General features: G+C 56.2%; 18 protein-coding genes and 1 pseudogene. 8 read left to right on the top strand and 11 right to left on the bottom strand.

Annotated elements, in window-relative coordinates; all coding sequences use genetic code 11:
• A partial coding sequence (locus tag P3T24_RS37590; RefSeq protein ID WP_429289447.1) for an alpha/beta fold hydrolase occupies nt 1–233 on the bottom strand: 233 nt, incomplete at its 3' end.
• A gap of 694 nt (nt 234–927) precedes the next feature.
• Here P3T24_RS37590 and P3T24_RS37585 point away from each other — a divergent pair.
• Nucleotides 928–1,590 (top strand): FadR/GntR family transcriptional regulator, encoded by a 663-nt coding sequence (locus P3T24_RS37585; RefSeq protein WP_074267555.1) that lies wholly within the window; start codon nt 928–930, stop codon nt 1,588–1,590.
• Between the two features lie 249 nt (nt 1,591–1,839).
• Here the strand turns inward: P3T24_RS37585 and P3T24_RS37580 are convergent, their stop codons facing one another.
• Nucleotides 1,840–2,070: a hypothetical protein gene (locus P3T24_RS37580; protein WP_143787664.1), complete on the bottom strand. Its 231-nt coding sequence runs from the start codon at nt 2,068–2,070 to the stop codon at nt 1,840–1,842.
• A gap of 1,016 nt (nt 2,071–3,086) precedes the next feature.
• Here P3T24_RS37580 and P3T24_RS37575 point away from each other — a divergent pair.
• Both P3T24_RS37575 and P3T24_RS37570 read left to right on the top strand, forming a co-directional pair.
• Nucleotides 3,087–3,905, top strand: a pseudogene (locus tag P3T24_RS37575) (EAL domain-containing protein); the annotation flags it as partial.
• Between the two features lie 287 nt (nt 3,906–4,192).
• Entirely contained in the window at nt 4,193–5,167 is a 975-nt protein-coding gene (locus P3T24_RS37570; protein WP_429441726.1) for a quinone oxidoreductase family protein, read from the top strand.
• Between the two features lie 1,266 nt (nt 5,168–6,433).
• Here the strand turns inward: P3T24_RS37570 and P3T24_RS37565 are convergent.
• The gene (locus P3T24_RS37565; RefSeq protein ID WP_074267552.1) at nt 6,434–6,682 is read right to left on the bottom strand and encodes a hypothetical protein; all 249 of its coding nucleotides are present in this window, start codon (nt 6,680–6,682) and stop codon (nt 6,434–6,436) included.
• Nucleotides 6,683–7,815: 1,133 nt separating this feature from the next.
• Between P3T24_RS37565 and P3T24_RS37560 the strand changes: the two genes are divergently transcribed.
• The 5 genes from P3T24_RS37560 to P3T24_RS37540 all read left to right on the top strand — a co-directional run bounded on the left by P3T24_RS37560 (nt 7,816) and on the right by P3T24_RS37540 (nt 13,648).
• Entirely contained in the window at nt 7,816–8,892 is a 1,077-nt protein-coding gene (locus P3T24_RS37560) for an ABC transporter substrate-binding protein (protein ID WP_083611630.1), read from the top strand.
• A gap of 60 nt (nt 8,893–8,952) precedes the next feature.
• A complete protein-coding gene (locus P3T24_RS37555; protein ID WP_074267550.1) occupies nt 8,953–10,515 on the top strand; it encodes a sugar ABC transporter ATP-binding protein in 1,563 nt (520 codons plus the stop codon).
• Nucleotides 10,512–11,441: an ABC transporter permease gene (locus P3T24_RS37550; RefSeq protein WP_074267549.1), complete on the top strand. Its 930-nt coding sequence runs from the start codon at nt 10,512–10,514 to the stop codon at nt 11,439–11,441. The genes P3T24_RS37555 and P3T24_RS37550 overlap by 4 nt, the downstream gene beginning before the upstream one ends.
• A gap of 4 nt (nt 11,442–11,445) precedes the next feature.
• The gene (locus P3T24_RS37545) at nt 11,446–12,420 is read left to right on the top strand and encodes an ABC transporter permease (protein ID WP_074267548.1); all 975 of its coding nucleotides are present in this window, start codon (nt 11,446–11,448) and stop codon (nt 12,418–12,420) included.
• Between the two features lie 133 nt (nt 12,421–12,553).
• Complete coding sequence (locus tag P3T24_RS37540) at nt 12,554–13,648, top strand: porin (protein ID WP_429441729.1); 1,095 nt, start codon at nt 12,554–12,556, stop codon at nt 13,646–13,648.
• A 205-nt stretch (nt 13,649–13,853) separates the two neighbouring features.
• Here the strand turns inward: P3T24_RS37540 and P3T24_RS37535 are convergent, their stop codons facing one another.
• The 8 genes from P3T24_RS37535 to P3T24_RS37500 all read right to left on the bottom strand — a co-directional run bounded on the left by P3T24_RS37535 (nt 13,854) and on the right by P3T24_RS37500 (nt 24,517).
• The gene (locus P3T24_RS37535; protein ID WP_254368980.1) at nt 13,854–14,663 is read right to left on the bottom strand and encodes an SDR family NAD(P)-dependent oxidoreductase; all 810 of its coding nucleotides are present in this window, start codon (nt 14,661–14,663) and stop codon (nt 13,854–13,856) included.
• Nucleotides 14,664–14,942: 279 nt separating this feature from the next.
• Nucleotides 14,943–15,266 (bottom strand): NIPSNAP family protein, encoded by a 324-nt coding sequence (locus P3T24_RS37530; protein ID WP_074267546.1) that lies wholly within the window; start codon nt 15,264–15,266, stop codon nt 14,943–14,945.
• A gap of 358 nt (nt 15,267–15,624) precedes the next feature.
• The gene (locus P3T24_RS37525) at nt 15,625–16,344 is read right to left on the bottom strand and encodes an SDR family oxidoreductase (protein ID WP_074267545.1); all 720 of its coding nucleotides are present in this window, start codon (nt 16,342–16,344) and stop codon (nt 15,625–15,627) included.
• Nucleotides 16,345–17,121: 777 nt separating this feature from the next.
• Nucleotides 17,122–18,591, bottom strand: coding sequence for an efflux transporter outer membrane subunit (locus P3T24_RS37520; protein WP_074267544.1), 1,470 nt, complete (start codon nt 18,589–18,591; stop codon nt 17,122–17,124).
• A gap of 1 nt (nt 18,592) precedes the next feature.
• A complete protein-coding gene (locus P3T24_RS37515) occupies nt 18,593–21,778 on the bottom strand; it encodes an efflux RND transporter permease subunit (protein WP_074267543.1) in 3,186 nt (1,061 codons plus the stop codon).
• A gap of 22 nt (nt 21,779–21,800) precedes the next feature.
• Complete coding sequence (locus tag P3T24_RS37510) at nt 21,801–22,967, bottom strand: efflux RND transporter periplasmic adaptor subunit (protein ID WP_217272836.1); 1,167 nt, start codon at nt 22,965–22,967, stop codon at nt 21,801–21,803.
• Nucleotides 22,968–23,010: 43 nt separating this feature from the next.
• Nucleotides 23,011–23,349, bottom strand: a complete 339-nt coding sequence (locus tag P3T24_RS37505) for a hypothetical protein (protein ID WP_074267541.1) — start codon at nt 23,347–23,349, stop codon at nt 23,011–23,013.
• Between the two features lie 961 nt (nt 23,350–24,310).
• Entirely contained in the window at nt 24,311–24,517 is a 207-nt protein-coding gene (locus P3T24_RS37500; RefSeq protein WP_074267540.1) for a hypothetical protein, read from the bottom strand.
• Nucleotides 24,518–24,582: the final 65 nt, after the last annotated feature.

Raw genomic sequence — 24,582 nt, 5'->3', positions numbered from 1 at the left:
TGGACACTTTCAAAACCCGCACCGTCGATCAGCTCCACGACATCGGCGACCAGCGCATCGATGGAAATCGGTGCCTTGTCGCTGCGGCCGCAGCCGCGGACGTCCGGAACCACAACCCGGAAGCTGGGCGAGAGTGCCGCAACCTGGGCTCCGAAAACGTTACCCGTGCCGCCGAGTCCGTGCACGAGCACGACCGGCGTACCTGCTCCTACGTCATCGTATTTGAGTTTCATATGTCATTCCTGAATAGGTTTTGTGAATCGAAGGTGATCGGTGCGTCAGGGCGCCGCTTTTTATGAAGTGTGACTTCGCTGTTCCGGCGAAGTCGCAATGACCTGTCTTTGCAACAGCGTCGAAAACGTAGTGACGGGCACGTCACCCGACATCGCCTGTCGGTCTCTCGGGCAGGTGCAGCCTGTCGCGACGGTCGTCGAACGGCCGTGCTCGCTCATATCCTGACTGACGATCGACATTGCGTTGGGCTCTCGTGTGCGATGAGCATGACACCGTCTCCTGGTTTTATCTTTTCGAGGAGGGAACTGTCCCAAGGTGCCCGAACCGTCGTTAAACATCCAGGCACCGTGAATCCCGTGAACAAATTCTAGGAGGGTGTCCAATCGGACGCTTATCGGATTGTCCAGTCGCGTATCCGGCAATCTAGCTCAGTGTCTGAATTTCTGCGGGAGTCCCTAACATTTCAGATGCCCGATGACCCGTCGGCGCTCCGTTATCAGAAAGTCCATTTTTCAGCGCCCATGCATGCAATCCAGATGCCCGACCAATCCCACGCCCCTATTGCGCGTGCTAGGCTCTACCAACACGAGTGAACCTTTCCGCAAACCGGTTGAAAAATTGGTTTACGACGGGCTAAGTGCCTTATAATCGAACAAAACGCGAGAGGAATGACAACTATGGTGAAGGTCTGATATGGAAGACTTTGAAGCTGTCGCGGCTGCATTGTCGCAGCGCATTGCGGACGGTGCCTTTCTTCCGGAGGGGCGCTTGCCTACAGAGCGAGAACTCGCTGTCGAGTACAGAATCCCTCGAAGCGGCGTTCGAAAGGCGCTTGCCAACATTGAGCGCGAAGGGATGATCGTCCGCAGTGTGGGACGGGGAACCTTTGTTGCCGGCAGTTTGCCACCCAGCTTCGAGCAAGAGGATCTTGCCGACATCAGCCCGGCCGACCTGAACCTGGCTCGCCTTCTACTTGAACCTGGTGTAGCAGAGCATGCGGCGCTTCACGCAACAGCGGCCGATCTCGCATCGATCGAGAAATGCATGCTTGAGTGCGAGAACGCTAAAGATGTCAAATCGGTCGACTTTTGGGATGCGAACCTGCACATGGCGATCGCGAAGGCAACTCACAACAGCTTCATTGCTTTCACGTTCAAGGCTTTGCATCAGGTCAGGCAGTCACCGTCCTGGAGCCAGGTCAAGTACTTCGCAGTTACGCCCGAACGATTTGAGGTCACAGTTGCTGCGCATCGCGCAATCGTGAGCAGTATTCTTCGACGAGATGCTGCAGCAGCTCGTCGTGCAATGGAAACCCATATCGAGCAGATTGGCAAATACATTGCCAATCGCGACTAGACTCGCGTAGCAAATCCACGCAATCAGGTCGGGGCCTGTGCACCCGACCATTTTCTTTGATACCCGCGGCAGCGTCCGTATTTCCAGATGCGGGACTACATAAGACGTTTCTCATTCGCTCCGGCATGATTGCTTCGTGCGGTGTCGGCACTGTACCGCTCCGGAGGCGGTCGGAAGGTGCATCTGATGCCCGCGGCGGACACTGGCCTCTGCCTCGCGGAAATGGGGCTGCCTTGTAACCGGTCATTGCTAATCGAAAGACGTGTCGTTCCAACTTTCGGGGTCGAATGATGGGGTATGCGAATCCATCCAATCATAACGACTACTGTCCGCAAGCCATGCCCAATTTTGCGTCGACCTGGGTGACTGAGCTGCAGCTTCACTACTCGCACCTTCCAGTGTTTCTGGATCCGCATTTGGATCTCGCCGGTCGGCACCGAGGTTTTCAACCTTCGACCCAGCTTTGTTGTTGAGTTTCATTGCTTTCTACTCCTATCAATGCTTCCGATATGCACGGCCAATCGCTCGCTCCCGATAAGCAAAGCCGCTGCTTGCCTGACGAACCCGACAAAAAATCAATCTACAGAGTCATCTGTCGGATCTTCACATGCAGCGGCTCATGGTCGACGGACGACGCCAAGACCAACTGCACCGATTAACTAGACCGCACCTTCCGATCGTTGCTGCGTTTAATCTGCAATCCGATCAATTTCCGACATCGCTTCTCTCAACGCCGTCCGGCAACGACCGTCAGAAAATCCTGTGCATTGATTCTAGGTGAATGTATGGCTCCGGGCTTATCGGAGCGTCCCGTCGCATATCTGGAAATCCAACTCCGTATTCTTGCTGCTCTTAAGGTCGCGGCGCTTCGCCCCTCGGGTTGTCTCACTAGCAATTATCTTTTGCGAAATACAGCTCCCGTAGATCAAGCTATGACTGCGGACGTATTAAAAACACTCACATTTCCTTCGGTTTGCTAACCATTTAAAAAAATCACATCCGAATCCAGCGCGATGGCGACTACGACAAATATCAACGACCTTGCGGGACAGATAGAACGACGCGAGCCGGAATTTTCTCGGACAGGAAACCAAAACCCTTTGCCGCCGGATGAGACGATACAGAAAATCGACGTTGGTGAAAAATCTGGGACCGGCTGATAACATGATCCACCGGCAAGGACCTATCCGTTCGCGATCGCCATGCAGGGCTGTCATTTTAGGTATGCCATCGAGGTAGTTCTAATCCGGAAAATGACTGCCCATGATGAAATACGTGTTAAATTTTTCCGGCACCTCCAGTACGATTCGCGGAGCACGTGTTGCCTAGCTCATCTATTGGAGAGTCGTTACATGGAAATCGCAATTTAGGTATCTTGCGCAGGTCCACTACTTGATCCGGAGTTCTCTCAGGCACGCGTGTATCACGAATATTTCATTTAAATCTTTTCGAAGAACTTCCGACCAACCCACACCCCTCCGCTTCGGACAACTACCATGTCACTTCGCCCATCCCCAGGATTCGACGCGATCAGTATCGTGGACCTTATCGATCGGGGTCAGTTGTCTGCCGTGTTCCAACCCATCATGAATTTCGACGACGGGGCGATTCTCGGTTACGAGGGGCTGATTCGGGGGCCAGCGGGTTCCCCGCTCGAGAGCCCGTACGACCTTTTCGCACAGGCTAGCACCGAAGGTTGCGTGATTGAACTCGAGCAGGCTGCCGCACGTACCTGCATTGAGACCTTCGCTAAGCTCGCGTGTGCGGGCAAGCTCTTCCTCAACTTCAGCGCGGATACGATACGTCGATTCGCTGAGGCCAGTGACGACGTGCTCACATTGCTGCGCGAGTCAGGCATCAGCCCTGAGCGAATCGTGATCGAGTTGACCGAACAAAGCACGATTCGTGACATCGACAGCTTGTTGCAGGTGCTTACGACTTTGCGTACCGCTGGTGCGCAATTCGCACTTGATGACTATGGTACCGCCAACGCCAGCATGAATCTGTGGGTGCAATTGCAACCGGACATTGTGAAAATCGACCGGTTCTTCATCCATAACATCGCGAGCAATCTTCTTAAGCTCGAAGCTGTTCGTGCCATACAGCACTTCGCACACGCGAGCGGCGCCAAATTGGTTGCAGAGGGAATCGAAAACGAAGCGGACCTGATCGTCGTGCGCGACTTGGGGATTGCTTGCGGCCAAGGCTATTTCTTCGGTCGACCCACCGCGCAACCGGCTCGCATGGTGGCGGACGAGGTCCGCCTGGCGATTCGCGCGGGCCACATCGCGGTTTCTTGTGATAGATCACGCTCATGTCGAATCCCGTGGTGAGCCGCACAATCTCAGGCCCTACGCAACAGACGGTTTGTCAAGCCGATCCAATCCAGCAAAATCTTTCGGCAAAGCCGGTTCATGCCATTTTGGCATTACTGACATGATGCTATGTCGCTCGCAATTAGCGAGAGAATAAACAAAACGATGTCGCTCCGGTCTCCGATATGACGAGCTGGATGACAGCCGTTTCGTGTTCGCGTCTCTTGCCTGAGCCATTTCTGGGCTGAACGTGGCACCGTCTAACTCTGGTCGATATAGGAAACACCATGGTCAAAGCAGTTCGTTTCGATAAGACAGGCGGCCCCGAGGTGATGAAGTGGGTCGATGTCGAGGTAGGCGAGCCGGGTAACTGCGAGATCCGCATCAAGCAGCATGCGGTCGGTCTCAATTACATCGACGTGTACGTCCGCACCGGTTCGTACCCGTTGCCGCTGCCGGGCGGCCTCGGCATGGAAGCGGCGGGTGAGATCACGGCGGTGGGCGCCGGCGTGACAGGTCTGAAGATTGGCGACCGGGTTGCGTATGTGGCGCGCCCTCCAGGCGCTTATGCTCAAGAACGGGTGCTGCCGGCCGTTCAGGTCGTCAAGCTGCCGGATGCACTGAGCTATGAGCAGGCCGCTTCAGTGATGCTGCAAGGGCTCACCGCGCAATACCTGTTGCGACGCACTTACCCTGTCAAGGCGGGTGACACGATCCTGATCCAGGCAGCTGCAGGCGGCGTTGGCCTGTTGGTGTCTCAATGGGCCAAGGCGCTGGGCGCGACGGTGATCGGCACAGTTGGCTCGGACGAAAAGGCGGAAATCGCCAGGGCACATGGTTGCGATCACGCCATCGTCTACACGCGCGAGAACTTCACCAAGCGCGTGCGCGAGATTACAAACGGCGCAGGCGTGCCCGTCGTCTATGATTCGATAGGCAAGGACACGTTTGCGGGTTCGCTCGACTGCCTCGCGCCGCTTGGCCTGTTCGTGAGCTTCGGCAATGCATCCGGTCCGCTGCCACCGATCGACTCCTCCGAATTCGTCGGACGCGGCTCGCTCTTCTTTACCCGGCCGACCTTGTTTACACACATCGCCAAGCGCAGTGACTACGAGGCGATGTCGACCGCGTTGTTTGAAGTTTTGGTGTCTGGCAAGGTCAAGACCAGCATCAACCAGCGCTACTTGCTGTCCGAAGTTGCGAAGGCACACATCGAACTTGAAAGCCGCCGCACCACCGGTTCGACCGTTCTCTTGCCGTAAGCGCGCCAAGAGGGACACCAAGGTGGAATCATCGGACCGTTCCGTCCAGCACTGAACGGTCTCTTTCAATCAAACATTTTTATGTTCCCTCGAGCACCCTCGAGCGAACGCGCCATGCCGATCGGTATAACGTTCTATTGGTCGTACATACCCTCGCCAAGGCTACACAACACGCCCTAGTTCACCTCTGACACAACCTTGGCCGCGCGCCTGCCACGCATAGCGCGCATCTAGCATCCCTTGTCGAGCCAGGGACAGGGGCATCTTTTGATTAGTGAGAAAAAACGGGCGGTCAATTGACACCGCCCGTGGGAAGACCCGTTAAAAAAACAACATCGGGTCGCGTGGATCGGTCGACGCGCCCACCACGCCGACCGATCCACGCAGTCTATAGCGCCTGTCAACAATCTCGATATCAACGCGTGTCGAAATTTATTTTTCTTTCATCGAGCACAATGTCAGGGAGAGACGCCTGACTTGCCGCTCGACCACTCGTTCTCACCGCACGACCATGCATCCCAGCCGGATGAATCACCTCTGTCCCCGGGTAATACCTAATAACAGAACTGGATTCCTCGATAAACGACGAGACGATCTGGTAACCCTAAAATCAAGTCTACGCCTAGAGTTGAATCTCAGGATTCGCCAAGTCATCTTAACAACGATCAGACATTTGGCGACGAAATTTATATATTCTCACTCGAACGCGCTTAAGTTCGTAGCAATTTAACCTGATTTGCAACGAGCCTCTACAACTCTGACAAGATAACCGCGCTCCTTATGACAAACAATTCGCAATCCTTAACTTTTAATGGGATTATCGCGTTTACGCGATGCGAACTTGAAGGAGAAAGCAATGAGTACGATGGACCGTTCTTTGCGTTCCCTGGTCGCTAGATGGCTTGGAGCGAATCCCGCAACACTGACTCGGGTAGTCCGGTTCGGTCACATACGTCCAAATCGGCGCCGATATGTGTGCGTTGAGACATTACGGCCGACAGGCGCGTTGACAATTTATTTCTTCCTTCACGATGACGGCATGTGGAGCGTTTATCCACAGGAGATCGAGCGTCCGAGCATGAGTTTTTCATAACGTCGATACCGGCGGCGATCGATACAGGTACGCCAAACTGCGCGCTCTCACAGTTCGCCAGCCCGCAACCAAGAACACTTTCGAAACTAAAAACGAGCAACTGGATTATCAGCCCACGCAGCTAATTTTCAGCACTTCAACGGAAATTCGGACCCAGGCGCGCCACAACGCGCCTAACCGATCTGCAGCAGCGATGCCTGGCTCTCCAGCACAGTCTGCAGTTCGTTGCAGTCCGGCCGTGTCCCCCAGTTTCGGGAGCCGACCACTGATGCGATGGCAATCCACGAATTGGGCGGAAGCCACTTCCGAACTACAGTCTCTCCCTGAAGAATCCGCAGACGCCCGGTCTGCTCGCAATAATCGGCACGCAGTTCTGTGCCGTCCAGTTGGACAGTCATGAGAGGGTGACGCGTTCGCTTCATTGATGTCTCCTTTCAAGAAAAAATCTGATGCGTGCACGGATATCCCAACAGGACCTTTCCTTCCGCACCGCCATGCCCTACGCTTCCCTTCACAGAAACCGGTCTCGAACTTCAATGTCCCCATCTCGCAGTTACCCACCTTCACACCAATCCGCTCAACGTTTTCTCATGGTGGAAACATTCGTTAAACGAAATATAAATTGTTCGGTGCAGTCGGTTTAGTAAGCTCGCACCAGCCGATCCTGTAAATCAATCGTAGATGCACGTTGGTCCTATTTCTTATCGGAACGTCCCGTCGTATATCCATGAATCCAGCTTCGTAGTCAGGATTTTCCCGAAGTCCTCTGCGTTTCGCGTGGTGCCAGTCGAAGGCTGAATGGAGGCCATAGTTGCGGGCCGATCCTGACGAGCAGGCACAATGCTTTGACCCAGGCTGTCCCGCACCCTTTGCGGAAGCCCTCAGGAACGCATACGCCAGCGCTCATCCAGGGAATCGCGCGCGTTGATGCTCCAAGCCTAGACACTATCCGCATCTGCCGCCCCTCCCTCTATAACCTGGTATTGGTGCATGCCACGCCACCAGATCTCTCGACGAGGAAGTGCGTAATTACAAGCGTCGTCGGACGATTGCAACACATGGAACTCCGGGAAATACCTCATGACGGAACTGGACGATCCGATACGTCACAAGACGATCCGATAAGTCTGAAATCGAACACATCCTTACACTTGCTTCACATGAGCAGTTGCCGGAAGCGCAGGAGCAGTCGGCAAGCGTTGTCCGAATGATCTAGAACACGAGAGGTCTGTTCCTTCCTCCAATAGATGAAACCAGGAGACGACGTCATGCTCACCCCACAAGAGAACGCAATACAACTCGAAACCATCAGACCGGGATGCGTGAACGCAACCAGCCGATTTTCGCTTTTCGCTGGGTTTGCTTAAGGTTGAGAGGACGCTGACAGCATGGAGATCCAAGCCACGCTACGACCGCCGGACACCAGATTCTCCCGATGTCCACGTACGCACTCGTAATGCGAAGTGCTGATGTATGGAGTCCATCTTGATGCGTGACGAGCATCCCGCAACGCTGCTATAGCTGACGATTAAATTTCAAACAAGGAGACAAGATCGTGATTTCTCTCAAAACACCTCTTATTTCATTAGTTATACTAATTTCGACGGCAACGGCTGCACAGCCATCGTCCGCGCAGGTCGGCGATCTCAAGGATCCACAATACAAGCCGACCTCCGCACAACTGACCAAGGCTGGCGCATTCAAGAAAAGCCCTCCCTACAACGTCGTTTTGGCTATGCCTGGTCTTTTTACGACATGGTTAATCCAGGAAACCGAGGAGGTGCGCCACGAGGCAACGTTGCATCCCGAAATCGGGAAACTCACGGTGATATCGAGTGATTCGAATGCCGCCAGACAGGCTGCAGACCTCGAAGATCAGATAACGAAGGGCGTCGACGCCATCGTAGTATCGCCGGTTTCCTCGACCGCCATTAATGCGCAGATCGCCAAAGCGGCCGCGAAAGGGATTCCAGTTGTTACCTTCACGGCCACCGCCAGTTCAGACCAGGTCGCGGTCGCCGTGTTATCCGGCGGGGCTCCTGAAGGAAAGATCATGGCCGACTGGCTTGCAAAGCAACTGGGTGGCAAAGGTAGCATTTGGGCGTTTCGTGGCATCGCCGGAAACACAGAAGACACTGACCGCTACGCGGGACTCGCTCAGTCCTTGAAAGTAACCAGGTTGCCGGTCTCTGCCGAAGTCTATGCCGACTGGAACTATGCCAAGGGCAAACAGGCATGTGAAAGCCTGCTCCTTTCAGGAAAGCCGGTCGACGGCATCTGGGCCTCCGGAGGTGAGATGTCGCGAGGATGCCTGGAGGTTTTCCAGGAAGTCGGAAAAGCTCCAGTTCCTGTGACGGGTGAGGGCAACAATGGCTTTCTCAGAGCCGCCCAGAAGTCGGGGGGACCGTTTGTAGCATATATCTACCCTCCGTCCCTGGGACCGGTCGCACTTCGAGCGGCATTGTTGCTCCTTGAAGGTGACCAGATGTATCGAAGCTACTGGAGCGACGGGGGAGAAGTCATCACACGCGAGAACCTGACCAAGTATTACCGTCCCGACCTGAACGACTCCTACTGGGTGGGTTCGTTGCTTCCGGATGCAACGCTTAAGCACCTCTATCAAAACAAATAGTCTCCAACCCGGCAGGCGTCCCTCCCATGTGCATTCTGTCCCTGACACACGGAGTCAAACATGCTGTATCAAGCTGAAAAAGCCCCGCATCGGAAGGCGTGGCCACCGCTTATCGAAGGCATCGACATTTCCATGAATTTTGGAAATACGCGCGCGGTTTCTCGTGTTTCAATAGCCGGCCACGCTGGCTCCGTTCATGCCGTGACTGGCGAAAATGGTGCTGGCAAGTCGACCTTCATGAAGATTCTCGCTGGTGTGTATCGGCCGAGCGCCGGCGAATTGCGCATGCATGGCAAAACCATAACGCTGCGCAATCCACGCAGTGCCCGAGAGCATGGCATTTCCACGATATTCCAGGAATTCACTCTGCTGCCCAATCTGACTATCGCCGAAAACATTTTCATCGGACGCGAGTCTGGCAGGCGCGGATGGATCAACAGGAAGCAAATGCATGAACGTGCGAGTCGTACATTGAACTCCCTCGGCGTAGACATCGATCCTGGGACGCTCGCAGGCAGCCTTTCCGTGAGCGAACAGCAACTCGTGGAGATCGCCAAGGGCATCACGACAGATGCGTCGGTATTCATTTTTGATGAACCTACGGCAGCACTAAATGGTCCCGAGGTGAAAAAGCTTGAGACACTCATCAAGGACCTGCAGGCAAGAGGCAAATCCATCTTCTATATTAGCCACCGACTCGATGAAATCTTTCGATTGTGCGACACCGTCACCGTGCTGAAGGATGGGCAGCATGTTCTTACGACTCCTTGCAGCGAACTGGATGAACACACACTCGTCACGCTGATGGTCGGTCGCCCTATCGAGGACCTCTTCCCGCACAGGTCGTCTGGCCAGCTATCCAGTGCGTTGCGATGTGAACGCCTGAATTCCGGTCCTGGACGCAGCGCCGTGAATTTGAATCTGAACCGACGAGAGATTGTCGGACTCGTTGGACTGGAGGGACAAGGGCAGCGGGAAATCATCCGGGCCGCAGCAGGTCTCATGCAAACACCGCATGCGACGATTGAAAAATTCAATAGCGTCGGCAAAGCCCATCCAGTCGACCCGAGTGCCGGCGTGGCGCGGCGCCTCGCCCACGGGATAGCCTTCGTACCCGGCGACCGCAAAGCGGAAGGCCTGTACCTGGATCTCTCGGTTGCGGAAAACGTCGTTATAGGCACCTATCGGGATAGTGCGCTATACGGCCACGCTTCAGCCCAATCTTCGCTTGTAGAAGACGTCATTGCGCGGATCGGTCTCAAGGTAAAGCATCCAAAGCAGTCTGTCACAACCCTTTCTGGCGGGAATCAGCAAAAGGTTCTACTGGCACGAGCGCTAATCGCTGACATCGACATCCTGCTCATCGAGGAGCCAACCCGCGGCGTAGACGTAGGCGCCAAGGCAGATATCTATCGGCTACTACGCGGATTTGCCGACGAGGGTGGAGCGGTACTCGTCGGCTCCAGCGAACTGACAGAACTCATCGGGCTGTGTGACCGTATTCTTGTCGTGCGGGCAGGCACTATTGTCGCTGAAATTGATGGCACTCAAGCATCAGAAGAAACTGTCATGTCGCACGCGCTCGGCGTCTCACAGCGACAATCAACGGAGAAGACGCAATGAACCCATTCGGTCCCAACTCCCGCTCCGGCCTTAAACCCTACGTCGTGTCGATGCCGATCGCGCTTATCGTTGGGCTTTCCTTTGCCGCCACCGATTTCCTGAATCGCGGCAATCTTTCTAATCTCTCGGCCCAGATCGCACCGCTTGCAATTGCTACATTGGGCCAGTTGCTGGTCGCCCTGGTGGGCGGAATCGACCTGTCCGTTGGTTCAGTAATCAGTCTGACTACCTGCGTCGCCTCCGCTTCTGTCGGGTCAACCGCGGGTATCGCACTCGCTCTTTTATTGGGTTGTGTCATCGGTATCGCCAACGGTCTCGCGGTGTCCGTGGCCCGTATGCATCCGATTATCGCCACGCTCAGCTCCATGACGTTCGTCCAGGGACTGGCGTTGTACTGGCTCCCAACGGCCGGAGGGCTTGCTCCTCCGTTCTTACCGGCCTTCATCAACTCGACTATCGCCGGCCTGCCGGTCAGCATATTGCTGCTACTAGGCTGCGTGATAGTCGTAGGGTGGCTTCTCGCCCGTACGCGTTTTGGTCTACGCCTTTATGCGGTCGGCGCACACCCGCGCAACGCATCGCTTAACGGCGTAACGGACCGTCAGATCATCGTTGCAGCGTACGCTGCCGGAGGTCTGTTTGCCGCTTGTGCTGGTGTTGTACTTACAGGTCGAATCGGCGCTGGCGACCCCGTCATAGGAGCGCAGTTCGCACTCGCAACGATTACAGCCGTCGCGCTTGGCGGAGTCCAATTCTCCGGCGGAATCGGCAGTGCCGTGGGAGCATTTTGCGGCGTTCTCACCTTGGGCCTGATGCGCAATGGAATGAACCTTGTTGGTATCGACGCGTTCCTGCAATCTGCCGCTACTGGGGTGCTATTGCTCATTGCTATCAGCTTTCAGCGTCGAACGATCATAGGGTTTTAATACCATGCCAGCAATCACAGTCCAACAAACTCCCGATAGCCAACGCGCCGCTCGCAGACTCTATGGCTTTCTCTCTAATCAACCGCCATCCTGGTATGGCCTCGGAATTCTGCTGCTAGTGGCCTGGGCAACGCGCCCGGCCCTGCTCTCCCCGTTGCTGCTTCTTGCAATCCTGAAGCAGGGTGCGATCCTGGGTGTAGTCACCATAGGACAGTCTCTGGTGGTCCGGAGTCGTTCCATCGACCTTTCAATCAGTGGGGTCGTCGTAGTCGTCATCTGGATAGTCACCAGCGGGGCAATCCCGCTGCCGGTTCCCGCTCTGGTCTTCCTGGCACTGCTTGCGGGGGCACTCATCGGAACCATCAACGGCCTGATCATCACTCGCCTCCGGGCGTCGGCGGTAGTCGTCACGCTCGCGATGGCCATCGTCCTAACAGGCTCCGTCGTTGCAGCGAGCCAATACCATCAACCCGGCGAAACACCCGACCTTCTGCGGATCGTGGGTTCGGGTCGCATCGGGTCGCTTCCGATCGCGGCGATTGTGTGGGTCGCAGTGCTCATCCCATTCGCCCTTAGCTTGCGCACGTGCGTGTTCGGTCGCTATCTAGACGCGGTTGGATCCAACCCGACCGCCGCAACCGTGTCCGGCATACCAAGCCTTCGCGTCATGTCGATTACCCATATCTTCTCTGGACTGACAACCGCATTGGCCGCTCTTTTGCTCGTTGGCTCAGTCTCGGTGGGCAACACGAACATCGGTCAGGACCTGGTACTTAACTCGCTGGCGGCAGTCATTCTCGGTGGCGTGAGTTTCGGCAGCGGTAAGGGACGCATGCTGGGGCCGGCTGTCGGCGCATTCATGCTTACCTACCTTTTTAGCCTGTTAATCGGTTTTGGACTCGGCGCCGCCGGTCAAGCCATGGTCCAAGGAGCAATTATTGCGCTAGCCGCACTTGTCTTCACATTTCGAAGCCGGTGATACGTCGCCTTGCGCAAAGCGACATAGCGCATGAAGTTCGACACGAAGAAGACCTGGCCGCCGCTCGCGGCCTCATTACAAGGAGACAGTAGTGAAAAGAAACACTCTTGCGGCACTGCCGCTGGCGCTCGCAATGGCAGGCGCTCATGCCCAAAGCACCGTCACGCTCTACGGCGTAATCGACGTCGGCATCGATTACGCGAACAACGTTGTCAGCGGCTCAAACGGGAACGTTGTGCCCGGCAGCGGTGGCAAGCTCACGCAGATGCAAAGCGGCGTTCCCCTCGGTAGCCGGTGGGGCCTTCTCGGCACGGAAGACCTTGGTGGTGGCAATCAGGCGATCTTTCGGCTCGAAAGCGGCTTTGACGCGGCGACGGGAGGTTTGGGCGGTGGTCTGGCGTTTTCCCGTAATGCTTATGTCGGCATCAAGTCCAATCAATACGGTCAGCTAACGTTTGGCAAGCAATGGGATGCATCCGTCGACATCGTCGAGCCGTTCACGCTGAACGGCCAGTATGGCGGCTGGTACTTCGCACACCCGAACGATATGGATAATCTGGACAACGGATTCCCAATCAACAACGCGGTCAAGTATGTGAGCCCCAATCTCGTGGGTTTTACGTTCGAGGGTCACTACTCGTTCGGGGGTGTTGCCGGCCAGTTCTCCAACAACTCTTCGTACAGTGCGGCCGCGGGTTACTCGCATGGCACGTTCAGTGCGGGCGTCAGCTACCTTCGCATCAACGATCCGATCACGGCGGTCGCCGGCTATGGCAGCAGCGGCGGCTACGTCAACACGATCTACGGCGACGCACTCGCGAACGCGCGTTATCAGGGTGCTCTGTCGGCCGGCGCCGCCTACGTGCTTGGTTCGCTCAAGGTCGGGGCCGACTATTCGAACGTCGATTTTGCCGCGGGCCCTGGAGGACATGACCTGCACTTCCAAAACTATGAGGTATCGGGTATCTACTCGGTCAACTCCGCGTTGATCATCGGAGCTGGATATACATTCACGACCGGCCTCGAGCATGCAACCGACACGTCGCCGAAGTACCACCAGGTTAACCTGATTGCGCAATACAGTCTCTCGAAGCGCACGTCCGTCTACGTAATGGGAATCTACCAACACGCCGCTGGGGCCGCCCAATACGCGCAGATAACCTCCTTCAACCCATCCAGCACGCAAAACCAGGTTGTCACTCGCGTCGGCATCACACACTCATTTTGAAGGTGGCGCCGCGGCAACGTGGTCCGTTTCGTGCCCGCAGTTGTCGCCGCGTCACCCTCAACTTGCCACCAACGCGACAACACTACTATGAATGGGAACGGTCGGAGTGTGCCTTTTCCGGTTGCCGGCGGTTCGCCCCGCGCTTTGCAGAACAACCGCCGTCTCCGACCGGTTTCGAACGCTTTCAGTACGCCGGAATCCGCCGTTACAGCACCAGCCAGCCTCCACTAATTTGCAGCGAAATTGAACTGACATACCGGCTCTCGTCTGAGGCCAGGTAGACCGCCCCCATCGCAACGTCGTGTGGCGTCCCAAGCGCACCGAGCGGAATGAGCGCCGTGAACGTGGCTCGTGCTGCTTCCGGGTCCGAAAACTCGCCACGACGCGCAGCACCCTTTAAAATCGAATCCATCATGCCGCCGTCACCCGTCTCAATCTGGCCCGGCATGATGCTGTTGCAGCGAATGCCGAACGGAGCGCCGTGCGCCGCTACAGACCAACTAAGGTGGCGAACCGCTGCTTTGCTCACACCATATGCGACCTCAAACGGCGTTGCGAGTACTGCGGCAATCGAGGAGATGTTGACGATGGACCCTCCGCCCGCACGCTTCATTGCAGGAATTGCGCTACGGCACCCAAGCATCACCGACTCGACGTTGACCAGTTGGATGCGACGGAATTCGTCGACCTGCGTGGTCTCCGGGTTTACGTTCTCCGTGGACCCCAGAATGCCTGCATTGTTCACAAGAACATCGATGCGACCATGCTTCTTTTCGATTTCATCGATGACCTGCGTCCATTGCTCCTCGCTCGTGACATCCTGAACCACCGACGAACACCCGATTTCTTCAGCGGATTCATCCAACAGACGCTCGCTGATATCCGAAATGATGACCGTTGCGCCCTCGTCCTTGAAGGCCTTGGCTGTCGCATGTCCAATCGCTCCTCCCCCGCCGGTAACCAGACACACCTTGTTCGAAAGCCTGTTCATAACATATCTCCATTTAAGTATCATTAGCGTCCAGAGCCGTAAGCGGCACCAAGACGCGAAGGTGACTACGTAATTCCTTCTCAAGACCCACGTGTTTGCTGGCCAGCTCGCCGGTAATGGCGAGCGGACCTAACCCAAAAACAAGACAAAGTCCAATGGACCAGTTAGCGACGATGTAAGCGAAGCTCAGCCCTCATTCATGCTCGAGAAAGCTCACATCTTGCGTGTTGACTTCACTCAGGGATGTCTCTTTCGTTCGAATGTCCGTTACCTGAGATTCGGATTGAGGCGTCCCGCGTTTTCTCATCGCAGCGCGGAAAACGTAGTGGGCGTCAATGTTTTCGCCGAGAACGATTCGACGATCGGGCCGTCACGCTCGGAACTCAGCTTCGCTTCCAGCCAGCGTGGGTCTTTCAGAAACGCCCCCATCTTTTCGGCGCGTTCGGCCTCGCTGTTCCACTTCAGCAGATAAATCAGTTCGGACTTACTGTCTGCTTCGGTGGTCCAGAATCCGATTGTCTGGATGCCCAGTTCATGAAAGATACCCAGTACCGGATGTTCGAATCGTTCCGCGACAGCGTGGAGCCGACCGGGCGTACAGATATAGGTGCGCAGTTCGTAGAACATCTCAATCAACCTCCCTTCTTCATGTGGAAAACACATTTGGATAACTAATTTTATTACGACTGTCAGTGCAGGGATTTTCGCCTTCCTGACTCCACTCTAACGCGGCGTCTACGATCGACGTCCGCCATTGCGAATCAATTACAGATGGGCTGCCACCACTTCGTCCGCTTCAAACGGATGGGCTACACAGAATCTTTCGCAATAGTCATTTCCTAAATAGTCCTATGTAAGTTGTGGTGATTGATGCATCAAACATCCATCGTCGTTAGCTACTTTTCCGTGGATGCCCCCTGTTTCGACTGAGCCGAGCGGCAAGTCACCGCAAAGCCACTCGGTACATTTACATGGCGACAATGCCTCAGCCTACTGCTAACCCTCCATCGGCTACCACTACCTGACCGGTCGTGAAGCCGCCTCGCATCAGATAGAGGTAAGCTTCGGCGACTTCATGAGGTTCACCGGCATGCTTAACGAGCAGACTCTGTTCCGCACTTTGGAATATCGCTTCACGGGCGGCCTCGGGAAAGGTATTCCAAAGTTCAGTCTTGACCGTTCCTGGGCAAACTACATTGACCCGCAGCGGCGCCAGTTCTACTGAAAGGGCACGCGCGAGCGCTTCAACCGCCCCACAGACGCTCGAAACCACCGACATGCTCTTAAGAGGGCGTTGCGATGTCATCCCCGAAGTAAGGACGATCGAGCCACCCTCGCGAATTTTTCCTGCACCGTATTTTGTGGCCAGAAAGGCGCCCCAGTAGCGAACTCCAAAAAACCTTTGCGCTTCCTCAAAGCTCATGTCTTTCTGATTGACCGCTCGCAAAGGATCGCCGGCGGTATACACGAGGTGATCATATGCTCCGATCTTTTCAAAGTATGACTTGATGCTGTCCTCATCCAGCAGGTTGATCACGTGCCCTTCAGCACTCGAGGGGAGTTTGTCCTTCGCCTGCTCTATCTGCGCCTGACTATTAGATGCAATGACCACGAGTGCACCTTCATCTGCCGCTGCTTTCGCCGTCGCGAAACCGAGTCCCGACGATCCACCGAGAATCACAATCCGTTTATCTTTAAGCGACACCGTTTCCTCCGATACGTTAGAAAAACTCCAGTCTGACTTTTTGAATCATTGCCATCACAATAGATTTGTCCATTCCACATTGCTCCGCACTGTGACGTCAGGCTCCATTACTCTTCGCTTGAGGCTGGCAACAACCGATGGGTTATCGTCTGGTCCCGACTGGAACCGGAGCCGCGCTCGTTCATATCTGCCCCAAAGGTCCCGAGTTGTACCAGCCGCCGGTATGCGGCCAACCTGACACCACCTCCCAGTTTCATCTAGTAGAAGAAGTCACTTCCCTCGGTCTTCGTACTTCGCTTAGATCACATCCGCCCGTGAGCCCTGCGAAGCAACTTTAGGTGTGTAATTGACTACTGGCTTATCGTATCGTCTCACGGCGTATCGAAGAATCCAGTTGCGTGATCAGGTCTTTCCCGAGGTCCTTTGCAATTCGAACGCTCCGTGGTGCTGCCAGCGATCTTTCAGAGGTATTGGCAGATTGAGGGCGATGCGACGACAATCGCGGGGAAGCAACAACCCACGTTGTCACGGCGCACGCCGGATATCGGGTATCGGAAGGCGCATGATGCTAAGGCGGTGCGCTGGCCTGTCACGAGGAGATCAGGTAGGCGCCGAACGATCTATGGATGGCGCGCAGAGCTTTGCGCAAAAACCTGAAAATGCAAAAAAAATCGAGGCCGCCAGTCTCAACCAGCGACCTCCGGCACAGAAAACGAGGCGATCAATGTACGGAATGCTCTCAACGTTGATACCGCCGCTGAGGTTAAGGCGGCCAGATCAGCGCGCCGTAGAGGGTTGTGTTGAGGTCTGGGTCAGCGCAAGTGCATCGCAACGATCACCCCCACAGGCTTCCCACCCTCCGCCGAGTGACTTGTACAGTGCCACAGCGCGTACGTTAATATCCGACTCGGCCTGCGCCAGATCATCCCCCGCAGCGAGCTCTACCCGCTCGGCATCGAGCAGTTCCAGAAAACCTGTCGATCCCTCCCGGTAGCGGACGCGCGCGAGATCAGCTGCGCGGTGACTCTGCGAAAACTGATCGATCAGTTTGCCGACCCGAGCATGAGTTTCGTTGTAAGACGTGAGCGCGCTGTCAACGTCCTCGATAGCGAGAAGAATGCTTTGCTCGTAAGCGGCTTGCGCAGCGTCCGAGCGGGCTTGCGCCGCATGAAGGTTTGCACGCACGCGCTGTACATTCAAACCATCCCAGGTAATACCCGGCATGATCGACCATGCCTGCGAACCCGCCGTCAAGAAATCCGTGCCCTGGCTCGAGAGAAAGCCGAGAAATCCGACCAGTGAAACATGCGGATAGAAGTCGGCCTCCGCAACGCCGATACGCGCGGTCGATGCCGCCAGTCGACGCTCCGCTTCCTGCACGTCAGGTCGACGCGCAAGCACATCGCCTATTGACCCCATGGGTAGGCTCACGGCGATTGGCTCGGAAGTGCGCGGCGACAAATCGACGTCAAGTTCGCCGGGGCGCTTGCCAAGCAGCACCGCAAGCCGGAACTGTGCGGTCTGCTCGTCTATCCTGAGATTGGGCAACTGCGCCTCCACTGCACTCAACCGAGCGCCCGCGCTTGCGACATCCTGCTCCGAGCCCGTGCCAACATTCGCCTGCGCCTGCACGAGACGCAGCGTCTCCTGGAGCGTCTTGATGTCGTTCTGGACAATGGCGATTCGTGCCTGTGAACCGCGCATCATGAAGTAATTACGGGCCACTTCGCCAATGACGGAAACCTGGGCGCCGCGCAATGCCGCCTGCCGTGCATCGCGTTCATCCTTCGACGATTCCACTTCGCGTCGGATGCCACCGAACAGATCAAGTTCCCAACTGGCATCGAACCCAGCGCGATACTCGTCGTAGCTAACCTGGTCCGTGGTTATTCCCGGATACTGACCATAGGTGCGCGCAAAACTGGTCCCAGCCGAAACGGTTGGAATCTCCGCCGACTCCGCGCCGCTTACGAAGGCCCGCGACTCACGGAGGCGTGCCTGTGCAACGCGTAGATCGAGGTTATCGAGCGCCGCCATCTGTATAAGGGCATCAAGCGTCGGATCTCCAAACTGCTTCCACCATTGTGCCTGGAAGCTCCCGTTGTTCTCACGCATCGGATCGACGTTGAGCAGCTTCGGTACCGCTGGGGCGGCGGCGTGGTAATCGGGCCCGACGGACACGCACCCAGCGAGCGCCAGCGCAGACAGGATTGCTGCAACAGCCGAGAAAGGATTCAGCCTATTCATTTCAGTGCTCCCCGAGAACCGGCGCGCTTTGGATAGCCTTACTGCGGCGCGCCTCACGCCGTTCCACGAACCCGCGTACCAACACATAGAAAAGAGGCGTGTACACCAATCCGAACGCCGTCACGCCTAACATCCCAGCGAACACCGCCACACCGATCGCGTGTCGCATCTCCGCCCCCGCGCCGTGAGCCAACACCAGTGGAACAACACCCATGATGAATGCCACCGATGTCATCAGGATCGGCCTCAGACGCAGGTGCGCTGCCTGAAGGACTGCCTGCTTGCGATCCATACCGCGTCCTTGTGCGTCGCGTGCAAATTCCACGATAAGAATTGCGTTCTTGCACGCGAGGCCTACCAGCACGATCAAACCGATCTGCGTGAATATATTGTTGTCGCCATGTGTGAGCCACACGCCACCAATAGCTGACAAAAGTACCATCGGTACAATCAGGATGACCGCCAGCGGGAGCGAAACACTCTCATACAGGGAGGCGAGCACGAGGAACACCAGCAGCACGGACAAAGGAAATACGAGTACAGCCGTATTACCCGCAAGGATCTGCTGGTACGTCAGATCGGTCCATTCGAACGTCATCCCTCTCGGCAGATTCTCACGCGCAATGCGCTCCATCGCTTCCTGTGCCTGTCCGGTGCTGTAACCCGGCGCGGCGCCGCCGTTGATTTCCGCCGTGGGATAACCGTTGTAGTGCATCGAACGCTCCGTCCCGACGGTGCGCTGCACTGACACGAACGAGCCTAGTGGCACCATGACCCCCGAAGAGTTACGGACCTTCAGTTGCCCGATGTTGTCAAGCGTGCGCCTGAAGTCCGGTTCAGCGGAGAGATTCACCTGGTACGTGCGACCGAAGCGGTTAAAGTCATTCACGTAGAAGGTGCCCGTGAACGCCTGAAGCGTGTCGGCGACGTCGGTCATGTCGAGACCCTCAAGCTTCGCCTTCTCGCGGTCTATGTCCACGCGGACTTGCGGTACGCGTGCGTCGAAGCTCGAATAGAGCGGGCTCAATGCGGGCTCTTTCGCGCCTAGCGCAATGAGTTTATCAATCTGGCGTTGCATTTCCATCGAACCATAGCCAGCACGGTCTTCAATCTGCATCCGGAACCCGCCCGTCTCGCCCATGCCGTCCACCGGCGGCGCGGGCACGACGCCAATGCTGGCGCCAGAGATAGCCGCATACTTCTTGTTCAACGCAGCAATGATCGCGTCGGCCGACAGCGACGGATCCCTCCGTTCCTCAAACGGCTTGAGAAGAAGGAAGATCACACCCGAATCGCTGCTATTCGTGAGGCCATTGATCGACAGACCCGGAAATGACGCGGAGCGCCAGACGCCAGGCTGATGAGCTGCGATGTCAGTCATCTCGCGCACGACGCCTTCCGTGCGGTCGAGTGACGCGCCGCTCGGTAACTGGACAAATGCGAGAATGAGTTGCTTGTCGAGCGTCGGCACGAAACCAGTCGGTACTCGCATAAAGCCGACCGCCGCGAGCACAATCAGACCGCCATACACCACAAGCGCAACCGACGAACGGCCCAACACCCGACTCACACCGCCGACGTAACGACCCGCGCCAGTCACGAACAGCCGGTTGAAGGGTCTGAATAACCAGCCGAACAGGCGGTCGATCCATACTGTCAGCGCATCTTTAGGCGCGTCGTGAGACTTGAGCAGTATTGCGGCAAGCGCCGGGCTCAGCGTCAGGGAGTTGAACGCGGAGATCACCGTCGAGATTGCGATCGTTAGCGCGAACTGGCGATAGAACGCGCCGGTGAGCCCACTGATAAAAGCAGCCGGTATGAACACTGCACACAGTACCAGTGCCGTGGCAACGATTGGGCTAGTGACTTCCCGCATCGCACGTCGGCTCGCCTCCTTCGGACTCTGTCCCAGCTCGATATGCCGCTCAACGTTTTCAACCACGACGATTGCGTCGTCGACAACAATTCCGATCGCCAGCACGAGCCCGAACAACGACAGCGTATTGAGCGAGAAGCCGACTGCATCCATAACAGCGAACGTGCCGATCAGCGACACGGGCACCGCAATAAGTGGAATGATCGATGCACGCCACGTCTGCAGGAAAAGAATAACGACCAGCACCACAAGCGCAATTGCATCGAAAAGCGTATGAACGACCGCTTCGATGGACGCCCGCTCGAACTGCGTATCGTCGCGGATGATTCGAAAGTCCAGACCCTCCGGAAAATTCGCCTTCAGGCGTTTCATTGTCGTCATGACCTCGTTCGACGTCTGGATCGCGTTGCTGCCTGGGCGCTGGAACAACACAATACCAACAGCCGGATCGTTGTTCAGCAGGCTACGCTGCGCGTACAGGTCCGCGCCGAGTTCGACGCGCGCGACATCGCCAAGATGCACGACACCCGTGTCGCCACTGCTGCGCAAAATAATTCGGCGGAACTGGTCTTCGGAAACGAGACGCCCCTGAGTATTCACATTCAATTGAAATGCGTCGTCCGTATGCATCGGGGGAGCGCCAAGCGTGCCTGCTGCCACCTCAACGTTCTGTTCCCGAATCGCCTTTATAACGTCAGGTGCCGTCAGTCCGCGTTGTGCCATACGTTGCGGATCCAGCCACACGCGCATGCTGTATTCACCCGCACCGAAGATCTGCACGTCACCGACGCCATCGAGACGAGACAATTCATCGCGAATGTGTGTGCGGGCGTAGTTCGAGAGATAGAGACCATCATAGCGATGGTTCGTCGACACCAGATGCACTACCAGTGTGACCTCCGGCGAACTCTTCTGGGTCGTCACGCCGAGGCGCTGAACCTCATCGGGCAGGCGCGATAACACCTGCGCCACCCGGTTCTGCACTTGAACCTGCGCCGTATCGAGGTTGGTGCCGAGTGCGAAGGTAACTGTCAGCGCAAGCCGTCCGTCACTCGTCGCCTGCGACGATGTGTACAGCATGTGTTCGACGCCGTTGATCTGCTCCTCAAGAGGTGTGGCCACGGTCTGCACAATCGTCTCGGGACTTGCCCCCGGGTAGTTCGCCTGCACGACAACAGTCGGCGGTACGATGTCCGGATATTGACTGACTGGCAGCATCACTAGCGCAATGGCACCAGCGATCACGAACAGAACCGACAAAACACCAGCGAAGATCGGTCGGTCGATAAAATAATTAGCTATACCTTTCATGACTTGAGTCTCGATGAAGCGGCTATCGTGCAGCCAGTGCGGTTGTGCCAGATCCGGCAACCGGTCTGGTTACACTTGCGAGCTCAGCCTTTTGGCGGTCGTTGAGCTGCGCATCCATTGAGACGGTGATCGGCAGTACCACCATGCCCGGTTGAACATGTTGCAGGCCATCAACGACCACCCGCTCGCCTGGCTGAATACCGCTTTCGACGACGCGCAAGCCGGCAAAGACCGGACCTGTCGACACCTTGCGGTAGATGATCTTGCTATCTGGCCCGACCACGTAAACAAACTGATCCCCCAGATCAGTTCCCACTGCCGTGTCCCTCAGGAGGATGCGCGGCACCGGATGGCTCTCCTGAAGGCGGATCTGTGCATAGAGTCCTGGCGTGTACGCACCTTGCGCGTTGGGAAATACAGCTCGAAGGCGAATGGTTCCCGAACCAGAGTCGAGTTGATTGTCAACGAAATCCAGATGACCGACGTGCGTGAAGTCGTGCTCGTCCGCGAGGGCCATTGCAACTTCGGGCACGCTATGACCGTCATCGCGAAAATGCTGGAGCGTAAGGTAGCTCTGTTCGTCGACGTCGAAATATCCGTAGATGGGGTCGACGCTGACGACGCGGGTCAGGACCGCATCTGGCGTGACCAGGTTGCCGGCAGTGATCATCGCATAGCTGACCTTCCCGTCGATCGGCGCACGCACGTCTGTGAAGCTGAGATTCAGTTGCGCCGCGTCGAGCTGGGCGCCGGTCGCAAGCGCCTTCGAATGCGATGTGCTTGCCGCGGTGTCAAGTTGCTCCGACGCTTCGCGCGAAATGGCACTCTGCATCAGCAATCGCTTACCTCGATCCGAATCGGACCGGGCTTGCACCGCCTCCGCCTGAGCTTGCGCGAGTTCCGCTGTCAGACGGTCTACCTCGGCGCGATAAGGACGCGGATCGATCCGGAACAGTACGTCGCCCTTGTGTACCCGGGTGCCCTCCTTGAACAGCACCTCATCCACGTATCCGCTCACTCGTGGTCGTACGTCAATCGTGTCGACGGCCTGTAATCTGCCGGTGAATACCTGACGGTCATCCACCTGAAACGTACGGGCCTGCGCTACTGTCACCTGAGGTGCTGGCGCGGCGTTCACCGAATCGGCCGAAGCGGATGCATGCGTTTTAAGCAGCAGACTACTGCCCACGACGACCGCCAGCGTCATTATCTGGAGTACGATTCGCTTTCGTTTAAAGAAATGTGTCGTTGGTTGAGACATTACTTGACCCTCGTCGATTTGAAAGTATCGCTACTTCGTTTGCCTGATCCTCGGTTCCTGAGACACTGCCCCGCTGCGCCCCGGTCACCCCGTCTTGTACCTGATGCGTGTAAAGTTTTTCGCTCACATCGAAGTAAAAAAAGCGATTGAATGCCATCACGACATCACACGCATTCTGGCCCAGCAAGTCCGCTTTTCCGACAGCAAAGATGGCATCTTTCAGATGCAGTTTCGTCATGGCAGCGCCGATGCGCGTCACAAGCCCATGTGCATCTCGTGCGAAATCAAAATAAAGACGGACGACCGACACGAAAGCTACGCTCGCCTGTCGTCTGGCGAACCGCTCAATGTTTCTGTACAGTCTCTGGCTGAAGAGTCACTTCCGATACGCCACGACGTTTATCATTGCGATCTTCAACATCGATACGGTATTCGCTGCGAATGGTATTCGCGTCATCACACCTGGCACCAACGAAGACACCTTCTCGGGATTTAGAATAACAGCGCGAACGTCACATCCGTTCACTAGAGTCGACCGGGCGCCACCGCCTCTTACCTAGTTGACGACTCCAACAACCGAGAACATAAAGGATCCTATATTGCTAGAGCCGAATCAAATACGGTGTCTAATCATTCTCGTTCTTCTTGCATCAAATTAGGACCCCCGTTTCGTCATGTCTTTAATAACGGTATGGCATAGCTAACCTCGAACGTGACTTTTTCGAGGTTCAATTTCGACATTTCGCGCAGGCGAGCAAAGAAACGTCTCACGTCAATTTTGGGTCTGTCACGATCGTTGCCCTTTCCGAAATTCCGTCACTACGCTAGTTGCCACAGTCGCTCCCGCAGTTCTATCCGAAGAGCATCTGGTATTCCCATGCCTTCCTCTGAATGGAAACGGAACGGCACACCCTCCAAAGACGCGCCGTCGGTCAACCCCTGGCATTGTCACGTTATCGAACGGCACGCTCTCGAACACACTGTGTATAAAGACGCCGACTCTAATCAGAGTATCGCTACAGCACCGGAGCGCGCGTCACGCTTTCCCACGCCTGGAATGCCTCGGCGCGAAGAGGCCGCTTCTTTTTGCGTCGGTGTGGTAACGGCAATGCAGGAAGGGATTGGTGAACTGACCGCGTACCGAAGTTAGTGTCCGGTCCTTCATACGACGAACAAGTGGAGATAATACGTCTGCCAATCTCAAGGCGAACGCAAGCACGGTCACACAAAGGAATGACCACGTAGGCTGCCTCTCTCGCGCTGACGCGCTACTACAAATGGAGAGCGTCAAGCCGCGCTTGCGCGATCTCGTCTGGGTATTGGCGCTGGTACGCGTCGAACAACTGTAAACACAGCTGGGCGAGTAAAGCAAGTCCCAAGGCCTGCTCCGCGTACTCAACCTCGCCCGCGCTTAATACGTCATCGAGAACGGGAGCGAGACGGCGCAGTTGCAAAAACTTGGCGGACTCTAGCTTCATGCTAAACCTCGTGCGGCCTGATATTGGAGTACACGACTGCAGTGGCAACACCCTGGCAATGCTTC

Origin of the sequence: Paraburkholderia sp. GAS33, assembly GCF_050436645.1 — a bacterium.
Classification (GTDB): Bacteria; Pseudomonadota; Gammaproteobacteria; order Burkholderiales; family Burkholderiaceae; genus Paraburkholderia; species Paraburkholderia phenazinium_B.
This window is presented reverse-complemented; position numbering and strand designations above follow the sequence as displayed.

Bases quoted from the DNA above. Each gene is read 5' to 3' on its own strand.
- P3T24_RS37585 (WP_074267555.1), top strand. From the start codon at position 928: ATGGAAGACTTTGAAGCTGTCGCGGCTGCATTGTCGCAGCGCATTGCG.
- P3T24_RS37580 (WP_143787664.1), bottom strand. From the start codon at position 2,070: ATGAAACTCAACAACAAAGCTGGGTCGAAGGTTGAAAACCTCGGTGCC.
- P3T24_RS37570 (WP_429441726.1), top strand. From the start codon at position 4,193: ATGGTCAAAGCAGTTCGTTTCGATAAGACAGGCGGCCCCGAGGTGATG.
- P3T24_RS37565 (WP_074267552.1), bottom strand. From the start codon at position 6,682: ATGAAGCGAACGCGTCACCCTCTCATGACTGTCCAACTGGACGGCACA.
- P3T24_RS37555 (WP_074267550.1), top strand. From the start codon at position 8,953: ATGCTGTATCAAGCTGAAAAAGCCCCGCATCGGAAGGCGTGGCCACCG.
- P3T24_RS37550 (WP_074267549.1), top strand. From the start codon at position 10,512: ATGAACCCATTCGGTCCCAACTCCCGCTCCGGCCTTAAACCCTACGTC.
- P3T24_RS37545 (WP_074267548.1), top strand. From the start codon at position 11,446: ATGCCAGCAATCACAGTCCAACAAACTCCCGATAGCCAACGCGCCGCT.
- P3T24_RS37540 (WP_429441729.1), top strand. From the start codon at position 12,554: ATGGCAGGCGCTCATGCCCAAAGCACCGTCACGCTCTACGGCGTAATC.
- P3T24_RS37535 (WP_254368980.1), bottom strand. From the start codon at position 14,663: ATGATACTTAAATGGAGATATGTTATGAACAGGCTTTCGAACAAGGTG.
- P3T24_RS37530 (WP_074267546.1), bottom strand. From the start codon at position 15,266: ATGTTCTACGAACTGCGCACCTATATCTGTACGCCCGGTCGGCTCCAC.
- P3T24_RS37520 (WP_074267544.1), bottom strand. From the start codon at position 18,591: ATGAATAGGCTGAATCCTTTCTCGGCTGTTGCAGCAATCCTGTCTGCG.
- P3T24_RS37515 (WP_074267543.1), bottom strand. From the start codon at position 21,778: ATGAAAGGTATAGCTAATTATTTTATCGACCGACCGATCTTCGCTGGT.
- P3T24_RS37500 (WP_074267540.1), bottom strand. From the start codon at position 24,517: ATGAAGCTAGAGTCCGCCAAGTTTTTGCAACTGCGCCGTCTCGCTCCC.